Below are 15,654 nucleotides of genomic sequence, written 5' to 3'. Positions count from 1 at the left end.
ATGCGAAGCACCCCCAAAAGGTACGGCGTACCTTTAGAGTGACTTGAGCCATACGTCGAGGCGGTCGACTTCTTTTAAGAGATGCTGCTCGTCGCGGTTGTTTTGCAGGACGAAGTCGGCTTCGGCTTCCTTGCTAGCGACGGGAATTTGCGAGGCTATGCGCATGTCGATTTCGGATTCGGTCAGCTGGTTTCGTCTCATCAGACGTTCTTTTTGTTGATTCTTGGTGCTTGAAACAACCACGACCTTATCGAATTGATCCTTGGCGCGGGTTTCGAATAGTAAGGGAATATCATAAATCGCCAAAGGCAGATTCATATCCTCAAACACCTGACGACGGCGTGCGATCTCTTTACGAATCAACGGATGAGTGATGGACTCCAGAACGTGAAGCTTGTCAGGATTTCCGAAAACGATTTGACCAAGCTTTCTGCGGTCTAGACTTCCGTCTGGCAGCAGCACATCACCGAATTCCTCGACCACCGCCTTAAGTCCAGGTGTGCCTGCCCGGACTACTTCGCGTGCGACCTCATCAGCATCCAGTAAGTTATAACCACGATCACGCAACATACGACTGACTGTACTTTTGCCACAAGCTATACCTCCGGTCAGTCCTATCCATTTCATAGTCAATTCTCCTTAAGCTGCCATTCTATTTTACCGATAGTCCCTTCAAAGGGGAACATGATTTCATGTCTCAAGCTGTAGAACAATTCGGTAAATACATTCTATTGGAAAGAGTCGCTGCCGGCGGTATGGCCGAAGTGTATCTATCCAAGTCTACAGGCGCTGTAGGTGTGAATAAGTTTGTTGCCATCAAACGTATTCTTCCCCAGTACTCTGATCACCAGGAATTTATTGAGATGTTTAAGGAAGAGGCGAAGATCGCCGTCAACCTAAACCATGGTAACGTTGTCTCAATTTATGACTTCGGTGTCGAAAAGAATCAATTCTTCCTGGTCATGGAATTTGTTGAAGGCCGCAACCTTCGCCAAATTCTGAATGAGCTAAAAAAGACGACAACGTCCTTCACGATCGAACAAATCGTGTACATGATGAAAGAAGTGGCTGCAGGTCTGGACCACGCGCACCGTTGTATTGACGGTACCACTGGCAAACCTTTGAATATCGTTCACCGCGATATGAGTCCACAGAACATCATGGTCAGCTTCGAGGGTGAAGTTAAAATCATCGACTTCGGTATCGCAAAAGCTGAAACCCAACTTGAAGCAACAAAAGCCGGTACTTTAAAAGGTAAATACGGCTACATGAGCCCGGAGCAGGCGGACGGTCAAAACATTGATCCCCGCACTGATATTTTCTCTATGGGTATCGTGTTGTGGGAGCTATTGGCCAACGACCGTCTGTTCACTTCCAACAGTGAAGCAGCGATCTTACGCAAAATCCGCGAGTGCCAAATCCCAAGTATTCGTAAAATCAATCCTTCCGTTCCACCGGAACTGGAAAGAATCGTAAATAAATCCTTGGCGAAAGATCGCAGCCTTCGTTATCAGACGGCAGCGGCATTTCATCGTGATCTGAACAGATTCCTGAATACACAGTACCCGGAGTTCTCTCCGCAGGATTTCTCGGTATTCATGAAAAACGCATTCTCCGCAGCATTCCTGGAGCAGCGTCGTAAGCAGGTTGAGTTTGCAAAAATTCAATCCACAGTTCAGCCTGGCGAAGACAAAACAGTTGTCACGCAGACCGATACAAGAATTCCACCTCAAAGCATTCCGACTCCCCCGAAGGTTTCGGCTGCAGATGAAGACGGCAATCTTGATATCGATACTTCCACTGATATTCGCGTGGATTTAAATGATTTGAAGTCGCCGCCCAAGCCAAAAACTTTCGGCAATCATACAATCACCAATACCAACACCAAAACACAAACTCGCACTGGTGGCATGTCCCGTTCACCGAACGGAATGTCGGGCACCGCTCCTGGTATCCATTTGAATAAATCTTCCAATGCGATGACCTGGGTTTTGCGTGGTGCAATCGCCATCGTTGGTGGCGTGTGCATATTCTATGGACTTAAAAATTTCACTGGCGAGAAATTGCCAATCGAACAACTGGGCATGGCTCCAAAGCACACGCCAGTTGAACCTGCCCGTCCGGTAGCAAGTGTCACTCCTGAGGTTCCGCAAACCACAGAGATTGCAACGACGGCTCCGAACTACTCAGTTTCAATTTACAGTACTCCTTCAAAAGCCCGCATCGTCATTGATGGTGTGGACACAGGCGAGTTCACCCCTTACAGCATGCAACGAAAAGCGAATACGCCATTCAGTTTGCGTCTGGTAAAAGAGGGCTATACGGACCTGGTTACGACGGTAACTCCGACTTATGAGGCGTATTCATTTACTGGCTCTTTACAAGTTCTTCCAAGAGTGGCATCTGTTTTCATCAACATCGTGAATGGTGGCGCAAATTCTGAATTGAGAATTGCCGGCGTTCCGGTGGCTATACGTTCTCAACACGAGGGCTATACGATTCAGGCAGAGGTCGGAGTTAAGATTCAGGCTTACAATAAAGTCACTGGCCTTTCAGCGGAAAGAACTGTGACTATTCCAGCCAATCAAAAACAGACGATCGAACTCTACTTGAAGTAAGACTCTTTAAAGAAACTTACCAGAGATTAGCAACAGGAGCATTTCATCATGAAGACGAAACCTCTGACCTTAGGTCATTCTATTTTGACAATGACGTCACGAGATCCCCAAGCTGTGGCTGTAAAATTCAAGGCCGGCAACAAGTGGGCTGAAAAAACCTGGAAAGAATACTATCAGGACATTGAGACTATGGGCGCGGCTCTACTCTCCCTGGGTATTAAACCTGGCGACCGCGTGGCGATCATGGCCAACACCCGCTATGAATGGTCCGTCTCTGATTATGCGATCTTTGGTATCAAGGCGATCACCGTTCCAATTTATCAGAACAATATCGCTGAGGACGTTGAATTCATTTTGAACAATTCCAAAGCGCGTTTTCTGATTTGCGAAAGTCGTGGCCCGCTTAAAACTTTTGAATCGATTCGCGCCAAGTGCCCGCACGTGGAAAAAATCCTGTTGATGGATACTTCCCACTCGCCAAGCGAAAACGTTTCCTGGAATCAATTGATGAAAATGGGTGGAGAATATCTATCCAGCCACCCAAGCTGTTACAAAGACCTTTGCTCGACATTGAAATCTGATGACATGGCGACAATCCTTTACACTTCCGGTACCACGGGATTGCCTAAGGGCGTGGTCTTGACACACTTACAAGCCTTCAGCGAAGTCAGTGAAGCATTCCCATTTGCAGGAGCTGTTCCTTCTGATACCTCTTTGTCGTTCCTTCCCTACGCCCACATTTTGGGTCGTATCGAACACTGGGGCCACTTGTATATTGGTTTCACCATGGCTTATGCAGAAAGCCTGGAAAAAGTTCGCGGAAATCTGGCTGACATCCGCCCGACTATTCTGGTTTCAGTTCCAAGAATTTTTGAAAAAATCCACAGTGCAATTCTGGCGCAGGTTCAAACCAAACCATTGAAGCTGAAACTGTTCAACTGGGCCGTGGAAATTGGTCGTGAAGTGGGCGAGTACAAACTTTCCGGTCAAATTCTGCCAGTGGGTTTACTTGCCAAATACGAATTGGCTAAAAAGCTAGTTTTAGGAAAAATCACAGAGGCCTTTGGTGGTCGTCTGCGTTTTGCCATCAGTGGTGGTGCACCGATTTCAAAAGAAATCGCGATGTTCTTTCACTCGGCAGGAATTCTGATTTTGGAAGGTTATGGTTTAACAGAAACCACTGCTGCGATCACGGTAAACACTCCGTTCAACTATCGCTTTGGCAGCGTCGGCCGCCCAATTGGTGATGTGGAACTAAAAATCGCAGCCGATGGCGAGATTTTAGTGAAGTCCGCAAAAGTAATGAGAGAGTATTATCAAAACAATGAAGCGACAGATGCTGCATTCACGGATGGCTGGTTCCATACCGGCGACATTGGTGAAATCACTCAAAGCGGTGACTTGCGCATCACAGATCGCAAAAAGGATCTGATCAAGACTGCGGGTGGCAAATACGTGGCACCACAACGTCTGGAGTCCTTGCTGATCCTCTCCCCTTATATTTCCCATGCATTAATTCATGGTGATCAAAAGAAGTACATCGTGGCATTAATCTTCCCGGATCAGGCAGCGGTTACAACTTTGGCGAAAGAAAAAGGTATCAAGTTCACGGACTGGAATGACTTAAGCAAAAGCGCCTTCGTTGACGAGTTGATTCGCAACGCTGTCGCTGATGCGAACAGCAGCCTGGCAAGTTACGAGAGCATCAAAAAGCATGTGATCATGCCAATTGAGCTAACCGTGGAAAATGGCGAGCTGACACCTTCGATGAAGCTAAAACGCAAAAAGCTGGATCAGAAGTTCAGCACTGAAATCGAAAAGATGTATGCATAAAAAAAGCCCGGTACAAACCGGGCTTTTAAGTTTTTTAGCGTAGGTTGTCAGGCTAAAACTTAGTCGCCCCGCTTTGAAGCTCATCAAAGCCCTGGAAAGCCTGCTTCAAAGTATCGCTGAATACCGTGGAGCGCCCCTCTGCCACGTCATAAGTTTTGCACGGAACCGAAAATACAACCTTGAAGGCCTTGCACTTCACGCGCGTATTGCAGCTGGAGTTATTGCAGGCGATGGAAGTCCCTTCAAAGAAGCTCATGTAAGGCTTGGATCTGAATTCTTCGTTTAGGATCGCCGCCTGGCAAGCTTTGTACTTGGCTTGAGAGCGATCTGAAGGACACATCCAGTCCGCCAGGGCTTTGGCGAATTCAGTACGGGATGAAGTGGGAGTCGCCGCTGTATTCGTTGGATAAAGCATTGTCAGATGAACCAGGGCACGAGGAATTTGCGTCGCATCTGGCGCAAAGACTTTATAGAAACCCAAGCCACGGCTGAATCTGCCAAAGGAATCGTGATACGGAATATTAATTGGCTTCAAACGCACGCAGCGACCGTCAGCACAGCTCAAAGTATTTTTTGTAAGCTGTGACGTGCTGGATTTCCAGGACAGGTTCGCCGGATAGAATCCGGGATCATTGTAGTACCAGTTGCCATCGCTTTTTAGGTTTTGAAAGTTAGATCCAGCGAAAGAACCAAACACCGGGCGATTCCAAAGCTTTGCCGCCGTTGGCGCTAGGAACCAGGCAGAGTTGCAGGAGTGAATGACTGCAAAACCGTCTGTTCTGATAAAACGTCCTAGCTGAGCAAATGACTCGTCATCATGATCCAGACGTTTGTATTTTGTTTGTAAACGGAAGCCGTTGTAAGTGTTGGCGTGACCATAAAACTGCAAGGAGCTTGCGCGAACTCCCAAGCCATTTAGAGTTTGTACCAAACGCTCGCCCGTAAGACCGTCTTTATCTGCACGACGAAGGGTTAGGCCACCTTTGGTAAGAAGACCGCCCTCGTAACCCGCACTGTTATTAACAGCGGCGATAATCACACGTTGTCTGTGTGGAAAACGGTCACGGGAAATGCGCGCCCCAAGGACCGCTGAATGAGTAAATTGATTTCCTTGATCCCCGCCAAAGCCTGCGATGTAAATATCGGTCGCAACATTAGGATTTAAGCGAGCAGGTTCCGTTGCTACCAGATATGCCGATGCATCCTGAGCAGAAAGAATAAGACCTAGAGACAATACAGAGAAAATCCATTTCGTGAACATAGCTGTAACTCCATTTCTAAAAAGGAGTTTGGCTATAGCACGACCACTATTTGATGCCAAAGACCAAGGGTCTTATTAGTTTGCAATGTAAAAAGAACTCTATAAATAGAAGCGAAATCCAAGAGATAAGAAGCCGCCGGAAAGATTCAGCTCTCGATTCGACGCGCCATTCATCACCGTTCCGCCCGAGGAAACGGGTCCATTAAAGGTCGTATAATCCTTGGTGTATTTAAGCTGATCCAAACGCAGTTGACGATATCCGAATTGAAACACGTAAGTGGTCGAGTCTGACAAGATGCCTTCATATCCCAACCCCGCCATTAACTCCGTCGCAGATCCTTTGGATTCGATTGTCGTGGCAACGCCGGGATAAGCAGCTGTGCCCGCGGCTGTCATCGTATAGGAATTTGTAAGCTTCACATCAGCGTAGCCCGCACCTAAAGAAATAAATGAGCGCGAAACGCGGTCGCCCTGCAGATTAAACTCGACAGTGATTCTGGGAGAAAACCCCATCACTTCGCTGTCGCCGGTAAACATTTCGACTCCCCCACTATCCGTTCCAGAAAAGCCCTGGACCGGTGCGGGTTTGATGATTCCGATACCAAAAGACAGATTCACGATACCGCGTGAAAGCAAAAATCCAAACTCGCCACCATAAGTGTATTTAGACTCGCCCGAAACTGAAATTCCAGTGGCCTCATTGCCATAGCCATTTGAACTTAACGAGGAAGGCCCACCCGACAGCACAAAGTAAGGTGCCATCGAGTCGCGGGACATATCCAGAACTTTAGCCTCCGCAGAGGCTGTGATGAGAGCAAGAATACTGCAAAGAACGAAGAACCTCACTGAGGTGTTACTCCGCCATCAAATCCACGACAACTTTGGATGTCGTTTTTTTACCGGCAACCTGATAGACGCGAACTTTGGTATTTGGTTTTAAATCCATAGTCAGATTTAAAGAACTATCCAAAGGATCCATGCTTAGAGCGGTTTTCTTCACTGCCAAAGAATTTTTCAAACGGAAATTCAAAGCCACTTCATTCACCAAAGACGCTGGCATTTGCGAGAACGACAGAATCAATCTTTGTGGATTGTTCTTAAGCTCGGCATGGAAATAGCCTGGCCAGCCTTTGATTTTTTGGCCGTCTTTGTCGCCCACATCAAATACCACGCGCTCTACTTTTTTGCCTTTATCCGCAGTTCTGCGCACATCCAACAAAGTAAAACCGGTACCTGCGATACCACCGAAAAGCTCACCTTTTCCCGAAAGAACTTTTGGACCGGGTTGGATTTTTTTAGATGGAATTGCAGCGCTCACTGGAAGCGCAATTAGAAGAGACAGCAAACATCCCATGTATTTCATTATCGACTCCTTTCGATAGACAGACTCCTTAATGCTGCCATTCAAAATCCCAGCTGCCTACTATTTTGCGGCGCAAGGTGCCCAAAAGCGGCACGTTCACTGCAAATTCTGCCATCCAGATCAAATATATTGGGTTTCAAGATGAGACACCCGGGGCACACCTCTTGAATTACAAGGCGATGTTGAAGTTTTAATTTTTCAAGGAGTTCCCATGAAAAGGCTCTTCGTAGTTCTAATGACAATGATGGTAGTTGCCTGCGCGGACAGCGGTGGCGGCGGTGGTAATCCAGGAGCAACCACACCTATTCAAGGTGATACTCGTTGTATTACCTCAAGCACTCTGTGCAATAACGGTCAGTACAGCCAGTATGGCTGGTTACCTTACTCTTTCCCAAATGGTGGAGTGAACAACAACTACCTAAATTACTTCCAATCTTATGGAGTGTGCGGTTGTCCACTGGGTTATGCTCCGGCTTATAACTCTGTGATGGGCATGGGCTGCTACCCTGTTCAAACCGGCTTCAACTGGAACATCTTTTATCAATTCCAGTACAACAACTTCAGAGCAGCTCCTTACGGATTCTATGCTCCACAGTCTGGTTATAACTTCCAGCAGATCTCCAACATCCCTGGCGGAAATGGTGCGAACTGTACTGGTAACATCGCAACCAGTTGCTTGATGAACCAAGCGAACTCTTGCAGCGCCGGTCAAACTTGTCAGGAAGTTTTGGTGGGTTCTGGTTTGGGTGTTTGTACAACGGGCCAAATCTATAACTACGGTTACCAACAACCGGGTTACAACTACAACTATGGCTACAATCCATATGGTTACCCTTACGGTGCTCCGGGTGCAGGCTTCGGCGTTGGATTCGGCGTGGGCTTCGGTTTCGGTTTCTAATTTTGAACAATAAATAAGAGGAGCGCGGCCTCCTCACCGGTTTTCACCGGCTTATATGCCGCATTATTCATGGGCTCTTAGCGGGAACTACCTCTAAGAGCCCTTTCATATTGGGGCGCAGCAAATGCGTCCTCAGGTATCACCAAAAAGCACCAATTTTTAAATAAAAAACATACCGGCAACCAGAGGCTTTTTTCCTTTATTTTGCGCTATTCTCAAGGGATAACCAGAGGCGATTTATTAGCTCTCAAACAGGAGTTTTTCTATGAGTAACAACAATCCTCTTTTGATGCCTTTCACCGCTAAAGATCAGGCAGTGCCCTTTGATAAAATCAAAGTTGAACACTACTTGCCAGCTTTGGATGAGGCTGTGAAGTTGGCAAAAGCCAACATTGAAAAAATCAAGTCCAACACTGCAGCTCCGGATTTTGAAAACACCATCTTTGCTTTGGAACAAGCTCCCGAGTTGGCTGGCGTGATCGCTGGCATTTACGGAAACCTTGAGTCCGCACATTCAGACGAGTCTTTCCAGGCTTTGGCTAAAGATATCTATCCGAAACTGACGGCAATGGAATCCGACATTTCTTTGGATGAGGAAATTTTCAAACGCGTAAAACACGTTTACGACAATCGCAACTCCATGAATCTGAATGCGGAGCAATTGCGCCTTTTGGAAAAAACTTATCTGGGTTTCACCCGCAACGGTGCTTTATTGTCCGCGGCTGACAAAGAAATTCTTCGCCAGATCGATCAGGAAATGTCAGTGCTGGGTCCGAAGTACTCTGAAAATGTTTTGAAAGCGACAAACGCTTTTGAAATGGTTTTGGAAGATCACAAAGATGTAGCGGGAATTCCTGAAGGTATTTTGGAAGGGGCTGCAGCAGCGGCACAGGCCAAAGGCAAAAAAGGCTGGTTGTTCAATCTGCAAATTCCTTCTTATCTGCCGTTCATGACTTATGCGAACAACAGGGCTTTGCGCGAGAAAATGTCCAAAGCCTACACGTCCCGCGCATTCGGTGGCGAGTTCGACAATCAGGAGATCGTTAAAAAAATCGTTACCCTTCGTGCAAAACGGGCAAACCTTCTGGGTTTCAAAACTCACGCGGAATTCGTGTTGGCCGAGCGTATGGCGAAAGATCCAAAAACAGTGGGCACGTTCCTGCACAAACTTTTGGATGCTTCCAAAGCGGCAGGACAACGTGACGTTTCTGAAGTCGCTGCATTCGCAGGCCAACTGGATGCAATTCCTGAATTGAAACCTTGGGACTTCGGTTACTACTCTGAAAAATTGAAAGAGGAAAAATACGCTTTCAACGAAGAAGACCTGCGCCCGTACTTCAAACTGGAAAATGTGGTTGAGGGCGTGTTCACCCATGCTAAACAGCTTTACGGTTTGACGTTCAAAGAAAACAAAGACATCCCGGTATATCACCCTGAAGTAAAAGCTTACGAGATTTTCGACGAAGCTGGAAAATACATGGGCTTGTTCTATACAGACTTCTTCCCGCGCGAAACGAAAAAAGGCGGGGCCTGGATGACTCAATATCGTGCGCAAGGTTTGTTCGGTAAAGAATTGAAACGCCCGCACGTCAGCATCGTTTGTAACTTTACGAAGCCGACTCCGACGAAGCCGTCCCTTTTGACTTATGATGAAGTTCGCACTTTGTTTCATGAGTTCGGTCATGCTTTGCACGGAATGCTTTCGGATGTGACTTACCAAACACTAAGCGGCACCAGCGTTTACTGGGATTTCGTAGAGCTTCCTTCACAGATCATGGAAAACTGGGCTGGCGAAAAAGAAGGTTTGGATTTGTTTGCCCGTCACTACGAAACAAATGAGCCAATGCCTGCGGCCCTGATTGAAAAATTAAAAGCGTCGCAAAAATTCCAGGCGGGCTATGCGTCCTGCCGTCAATTGCAGTTCGGCATGATGGATATGGCTTGGCACACGGCGGACCCTTCTTTGATCAAAGACGTGGATGCATTCGAAGAACAGGCTACGGCCGAAACTCGTTTGTTCCCGAAGGTCCCTGGCACTAATAGCTCTTGCAGCTTCAGCCACATCTTTGCAGGAGGTTACTCTGCAGGATATTACTCTTACAAATGGGCTGAGGTTTTGGATGCGGATGCCTTTGAATACTTTAAGGAAGAGGGCTTGTTCTCTCCGGAAGTGGCTCGCAAGTTCAAGGAATTTATCCTGAGCAAAGGTGGCACAGAACATCCCATGGATCTTTACAAGAAGTTCCGTGGCCGTGAACCAGATCCAAATGCATTGCTAAGACGTGACGGATTGATTTAATGAAGAAGACCGCGATGAGTACGAAAAGCAAATTGGTTATTCCAGGCAAAAGCAACATTGCTTTGGTTTACCGTCTGGAAACAGACCGTGCTGTGGCACTGGCAAAAAAAGTGGCCGAGTTTTTAAAAAAACAAGGCCATCAGGTTTTCACGGCTCCAGGACAAAAACTGGTTTCGGGAACTAAGCTTGCGTCGAATAAAAAACAGCTGGATTCCTTGTCGCTGGTTATCGTTTTAGGGGGCGATGGGACTTACCTTCGCGCCGTACGTATTCTGGAAGGCCGTGACGTTCCTATTTTGGGCTTCAACATGGGCTCGTTGGGATTCCTGACGGCTCACAGTGCTGATGCCACGATGGAAGTTATCGAGGACACCTTGAACGGTCAGATGGAACTTCGTCCCCGTTCGATGATTCACGCTAAAATCATGCGCAAAGGAAAAGCCAAGGGCGAATTCCATGCGCTGAATGACGTCGTCATCGAAAGAGGTTCAATGTCCCAGCTAATCCATACAGCGATTTATTCTGACAAGCATCTGGTCAGCGAAGTGAAGGCCGATGGTTTCATCGTAGCCAGTCCTTCAGGCTCGACAGCGTACAATCTGGCTGCTGGCGGTCCGATTCTGCATCCTGAGGCTCAAGTGCTGGTGGTGACACCAGTTGCGCCTCACAGTCTGACTTCGCGTCCTTTGATTGTTCCAGACAAAAACCGCCTGTCATTTCAGTTGGACGGAAAAACTCACAAGGCGCATTTCATCGTCGACGGTCAGAAAGTGGCCGAAATCAATGCTGATGATGAAGTTGTCCTGACGCGCTCCCCTTATGATCATTGGATGGTCAGACATCCGGATCACAATTACTTCCATTTACTTCGTGAAAAACTTAAATTCGGAGACCGGACTTAGTTATGCTTCTAGAGCTTAAAGTTTCAAATTTTGCGATCATCGAAAACCTGCACATCACTTTCAAGGATGGTTTAAATATCCTGTCCGGCGAAACAGGTGCGGGGAAATCTGTTCTTCTGAAGAGTCTTTCACTGCTTATGGGTGGCAAAGGTTCCAGCGATACTATCCGCACAGGTTCCACTCAGGCGACTATTGAGGGTTCTTTTGATATCAGCAAACGCACCGATATTCAGGCGAACCTTAAAGACATGGGTATTGAAGCGGACGAGGATGTTTTGATTGTACGCCGTGTTTTAAGCTCTGGTGATAAATCCAAAGTTTACCTGAATGGCAGTCTTTCAACTCTGAACAGTCTTCGTGATATTGTGGCTCCGTTGGTGGAGCTAGCAGGTCACTCGGCACCTTTGATCGAAATGACAGGTCAGCACGAAAACCGCAACCTGATGTCCAAAGCTTATCACTTGGATTTACTGGATCAGTATGCGGGCACCTGGGACAAACGTCTTTTGTTCACAGAAAAGTACAATCGCTATTACGGTATTTTTGAAGAGATCAAAAAACTTGAAAGTGATGCGAAACAAAAAGCGCAGCGTCTTGATTTCCTGATCTATCAGCGTGATGAAATCGCCAATCTGGATTTATCTCCGGGCGAAGACATCGAGCTTGAAACAGAAGTTAAAAAACTAAAAAACGCAAACCGCATTGGTTCCTTTGTCGACCAGGCGGAATCCGCTCTTTACACCGACGACGATTCAGCTATCAGCCGTTTGAAACTGGTTTTGAAAAAAGGCCTGGAGCTTTCTGGCGTGGACCCACAAATCGGCACCAAGCTTGAGTTGCTGGAACAGGCCCAGGCATTGATCGACGAAAGCGTTTACGAGCTTCGTAATTACGCGAATAAGATCGACGCCGACCCACAACGCTTGGAAGAAGTTGAGGGCCGTCTCAGTGATTTGCGCAAGCTTCAGAAAAAATACGGTTCTTCTGTAAATGACATTTTGAAAGCTTTGATGGAAATGGAGATCGAAATCTCCAATCTGCAAAATTCCGATGCGAAAATTGAGACACTTCGTAAGGAATCGGCTGCGTTGCTGAAAGAACTGGAAACCCTGGGTCAGGACTTACACAAACGCCGCACCAAAGGCGCTGACCAACTGGCTGAGAACGTAAATGCCGAGCTTTTGGATTTGAACATGAAAGGTGTCACATTCCACGTTCAGATCGAAAAAATGACGGAACTTAGCTCCACAGGACTTAGCGACGTTGAATTCCTAAGCCAGACTTCCGCGAAAGACGTGAAACGTCCTTTGGCGAAATTTGCTTCAGGTGGTGAGTTAAGCCGTATCCTGTTGTCATTAAAACGCGTCGTGGGATCCAGCAATCAACCCCGCACCTATCTGTTCGACGAGGTCGATACAGGTGTGTCAGGTGAAACGGCTGAAAAAGTGGGTCGTAAACTTAAGACCATTGCAAAAGGTCAGCAGGTTATCTGCGTGACTCACTTGCCACAAGTGGCAGCTTTTGGCGACACACACTTCTTTATCCAAAAATCCCCGCAGAAGGAATCTGTGGCGATGTTGGTATCGGAGCTTAAGCAAAAGGATCGCGTTCAGGAAATTGCCCGCTTAATCAGTGGCGAGAAGATTTCCAAAACTTCCGTTGCTCACGCCGAACAACTACTGGGTGAAGCCCGCTAAAAGTACCCTGTGAATATACACACCACTTAAGGTGTCCAACCCCATCGCCTCCTTTTAGAATATAAGTATTTGAAGGAGGCAGAGCTATGATTTTAGTGATGGGTGCTACCGGACATGTGGGTTCTAAAATCGCCATGGAACTTCTTTCCCAAGGCCATGACGTTCGACTTCTGGCACGTCACTTTCCCAATCCTGAAGTCTTTGCAGGAGCCGAGATCATAACTGGCGACGCCAACAGCGTTGATACCATGATGCATGCCTTACGAGGCTGCTCGTCAGCCTTCCTAATGACTCCCTCTGATATCAAAGCGGATGAGCCGCGCTTTCACGCAAACAAAATCGGTGAAGTGATCGCTGAAGCCGTCGAAGAGATCGGCATCAAACACGTTGTACATCTAAGCAGTGTGGGGGCGGATCTGGAAAGCGGAACCGGCCCGGTTCTGGCGCTGCATGATCAGGAAGAGCGCCTCAATAATATTCGCGCATTAAACATCGTTCATCTGCGCCCAACCTACTACATGGAAAATCTGCTTCAGGAAATTCCCACCATCATTGCGATGGATAAAATCTTTGGAATTATTCCAGAGGATGCGCCGGTGGATTTGGTCGCGACTAAAGATGTCGCGGCTCGCGCGGCATTCTTACTCGCAAACCCTCACTTCCGTTCTCATAATGTTGAATACCTTTTAGGGGAAAGAACTTTGACATACCGGGAGATCGCCCGTGTTCTGGGCCAATCCATTGGCAAGCCCACTTTGGAATACGCCGAAGTCCCTGATACGGAGCTTCGCAATTACATGATCGGTGCCGGTATGTCTGAAAATATGGCAAACGAGATCATTGAACTGGACCATGCCGCCAGCAATGGAATCATGGCCTCCACTTACAGCCGGGATAATAACAACTCGACTGTGACATCTATTGAACGCTTTGCGCGCTCTACATTCTTGCACGCCTATAACCAGGCTGTGGCGAATCAGAACCTGCGACGATCCAACTCCGGTTCCTTCCAAGCACACCCATAGTTTACGACCGCGCTGTCCCGGATTGAGACAGCTCTTTCCCACTTCGTTTTCATTCAGAAACCCGGGCAATAACCGATAAGTTTCTGAATGGCGAAGTGGACTTTATTATCCGGCATTTTATTTTTCAGCATGATGGGTTTTGCATCCGAGGATTTATCTTCCGAGGCGCCTGCGCACTCCTGTGAAATCAGCTCAGCTCACTTCACACCAACGACTTTGTTCGGAACTGGCTTGGACTGGTGGTCTGTCACTCCTTCGCAGGTTTCAAGTGCTCCTTGTAAAAATCAGCGCGCACCGCTGGATTCCGAAATGCTTACGGAACTTCAGCCTTCCAGTCTGAAAAAGAAATCAGAAACTTTGTTTGGCATTAAATTCAAAGACGAAGACCCCGAACTTTTACAGCTCTTTCGCGACATGCATTCCTTTGATATCTCAATGAACGGAGCTGCTCCGTTGGCTTTGAAATCTCACTGCGACAAAGTGGTTTGCTCGATGCAATCGCTATATGGTCCTCGCGTGGGGATACAGCTTTTATACATGTTAAAACATTTTGGTTTTAATGGTTCTCATTTGCGTGCAGCAAATGCCTCTGCATGGACCAGTGATGAACTTGATGATGTTCTGGCAGCTCTTTCGGATTATCCAATTGAACTTTATCCATTGGATTATAATCGCAAGCTGATTCACGGAAAACGCGGTAGCCGCGTGAAGCTTCCAGAAGGAGAAAGCGTTGCCAACTCCACGATGGAAATATTTGATTTCTGGAATAGCCTTTCGTTGCCGGAACGCCAGCAGACTTTGCTCCATGAATTGGGCCATGTGGTTGCTCGTAAAAATAATCTGGATGAATCCGCGATCTGGCTAAAAGTGGGTGGCTGGGTTGTCAGAGACTCCAAGAACAAGTCAGCCCGTACGTACAGTTTGGCGGATCCTTCCAAGGCTGTTTCAATGTACGGAAAAACGAATCCCCACGAGGACTTCGCAGAAAGTGTTGTGGCATATCGTTTCGGTGCCCCCCGTCTGAAATCAGAACAACCGGAAAAGTACGAACTTCTGAAAGACCGTGTTTTTGATGGCAAGGAATACCTTTCGTCTTCCGCGTGCGTGGCTTCTAAATCCCGTACTGAAGTTAAGAAGGTCGCGAATAATGTTCTTTATGCCGGTGCCGTGGCGAAAGCCAAAAAGAACGCTGATAAACTGGACAGCCGTTTTATCGAGGACGCTCAGGTCTCTTGTATAGATACGATTCTAAAAGTCATGATGGGTGAAACTGGTAGCGTGGAAAATTGCACCAGCCGCGCTTTGCAGCGTTTGCAGCTTAAGAAAGCCAGCAAGAGTAAAAAGCTTGTGGGCGAACTACTTAGTGATGCACAACTAAATGCCATTTCTTTTAAAGATGGAACTGAAGCTGACTTTAGCTCCCGCGTTCGTAACAAGTTTTCCAGTGATGCTGCAAAATCATTTACTTCCGATTTCCGCGAATCCTTAAACCGTGGCACGTGCTCGGCTTGGGCAAAATCCGCACAAATGTTATTTGCAGCAAGTCCTTTGCTGGCTGAATTAAAGTCCCAGGATCCGCAGTACTTTTTTAAGAATCGCCGCTATGAAAAAATGGAGAGTTTTTTCGAGCGCGCCTGCCAGACTGCACGCCAAAACGCCGGTCGACTGGAATCTGGAATCCTTCAAAACCTTCCCTAATTCCTGGACTGAAAAGGTCCAGTAGGGAACATTTTGCCGGGTCTGGAATTACCGCCCTTT

General features: G+C 47.3%; 12 protein-coding genes. 8 read left to right on the top strand and 4 right to left on the bottom strand.

Annotation, left to right across the window (positions count from 1 at the left end; translation table 11 throughout):
- Positions 1-33 precede the first annotated feature (33 nt).
- Positions 34-627 (bottom strand): dephospho-CoA kinase, encoded by a 594-nt coding sequence (gene coaE / locus ACLWNV_RS03160; protein ID WP_413586466.1) that lies wholly within the window; start codon positions 625-627, stop codon positions 34-36.
- Positions 628-692: 65 nt separating this feature from the next.
- Between coaE and ACLWNV_RS03155 the strand changes: the two genes are divergently transcribed.
- Complete coding sequence (locus tag ACLWNV_RS03155; protein ID WP_413586464.1) at positions 693-2,618, top strand: protein kinase domain-containing protein; 1,926 nt, start codon at positions 693-695, stop codon at positions 2,616-2,618.
- A gap of 48 nt (positions 2,619-2,666) precedes the next feature.
- Positions 2,667-4,451, top strand: coding sequence for an AMP-dependent synthetase/ligase (locus tag ACLWNV_RS03150; protein ID WP_413586463.1), 1,785 nt, complete (start codon positions 2,667-2,669; stop codon positions 4,449-4,451).
- Positions 4,452-4,503: 52 nt separating this feature from the next.
- Here the strand turns inward: ACLWNV_RS03150 and ACLWNV_RS03145 are convergent, their stop codons facing one another.
- The 3 genes from ACLWNV_RS03145 to ACLWNV_RS03135 form a co-directional block, all read right to left on the bottom strand.
- Positions 4,504-5,712, bottom strand: coding sequence for a hypothetical protein (locus tag ACLWNV_RS03145; protein ID WP_413586462.1), 1,209 nt, complete (start codon positions 5,710-5,712; stop codon positions 4,504-4,506).
- 99 nt (positions 5,713-5,811) lie between these two features.
- Entirely contained in the window at positions 5,812-6,558 is a 747-nt protein-coding gene (locus ACLWNV_RS03140) for a hypothetical protein (protein WP_413586461.1), read from the bottom strand.
- A gap of 7 nt (positions 6,559-6,565) precedes the next feature.
- Positions 6,566-7,075 (bottom strand): hypothetical protein, encoded by a 510-nt coding sequence (locus ACLWNV_RS03135; protein WP_413586460.1) that lies wholly within the window; start codon positions 7,073-7,075, stop codon positions 6,566-6,568.
- A gap of 211 nt (positions 7,076-7,286) precedes the next feature.
- Here ACLWNV_RS03135 and ACLWNV_RS03130 point away from each other — a divergent pair, with 211 nt between their 5' ends.
- From ACLWNV_RS03130 to ACLWNV_RS03105, 6 genes are all read left to right on the top strand, one after another.
- A complete protein-coding gene (locus tag ACLWNV_RS03130; protein WP_413586459.1) occupies positions 7,287-7,973 on the top strand; it encodes a hypothetical protein in 687 nt (228 codons plus the stop codon).
- A gap of 265 nt (positions 7,974-8,238) precedes the next feature.
- Positions 8,239-10,272, top strand: coding sequence for a M3 family metallopeptidase (locus tag ACLWNV_RS03125; RefSeq protein ID WP_413586458.1), 2,034 nt, complete (start codon positions 8,239-8,241; stop codon positions 10,270-10,272).
- Positions 10,273-10,286: 14 nt separating this feature from the next.
- Positions 10,287-11,174, top strand: coding sequence for an NAD(+)/NADH kinase (locus tag ACLWNV_RS03120; protein WP_413586457.1), 888 nt, complete (start codon positions 10,287-10,289; stop codon positions 11,172-11,174).
- Between the two features lie 2 nt (positions 11,175-11,176).
- Entirely contained in the window at positions 11,177-12,871 is a 1,695-nt protein-coding gene (gene recN, locus ACLWNV_RS03115) for a DNA repair protein RecN (protein ID WP_413586456.1), read from the top strand.
- 86 nt (positions 12,872-12,957) lie between these two features.
- Complete coding sequence (locus ACLWNV_RS03110) at positions 12,958-13,896, top strand: NmrA family NAD(P)-binding protein (protein WP_413586455.1); 939 nt, start codon at positions 12,958-12,960, stop codon at positions 13,894-13,896.
- An 87-nt stretch (positions 13,897-13,983) separates the two neighbouring features.
- Complete coding sequence (locus tag ACLWNV_RS03105) at positions 13,984-15,594, top strand: hypothetical protein (RefSeq protein WP_413586454.1); 1,611 nt, start codon at positions 13,984-13,986, stop codon at positions 15,592-15,594.
- The last annotated feature ends 60 nt before the right edge of the window (positions 15,595-15,654 follow it).

The organism is Bdellovibrio sp. HCB274, from assembly GCF_047306075.1.
In the GTDB taxonomy this organism is placed as follows: Bacteria; Bdellovibrionota; Bdellovibrionia; order Bdellovibrionales; family Bdellovibrionaceae; genus Bdellovibrio.
Note: the sequence above shows the minus strand (reverse complement) of the source record. Positions and strands in the feature narration are given on the sequence as shown.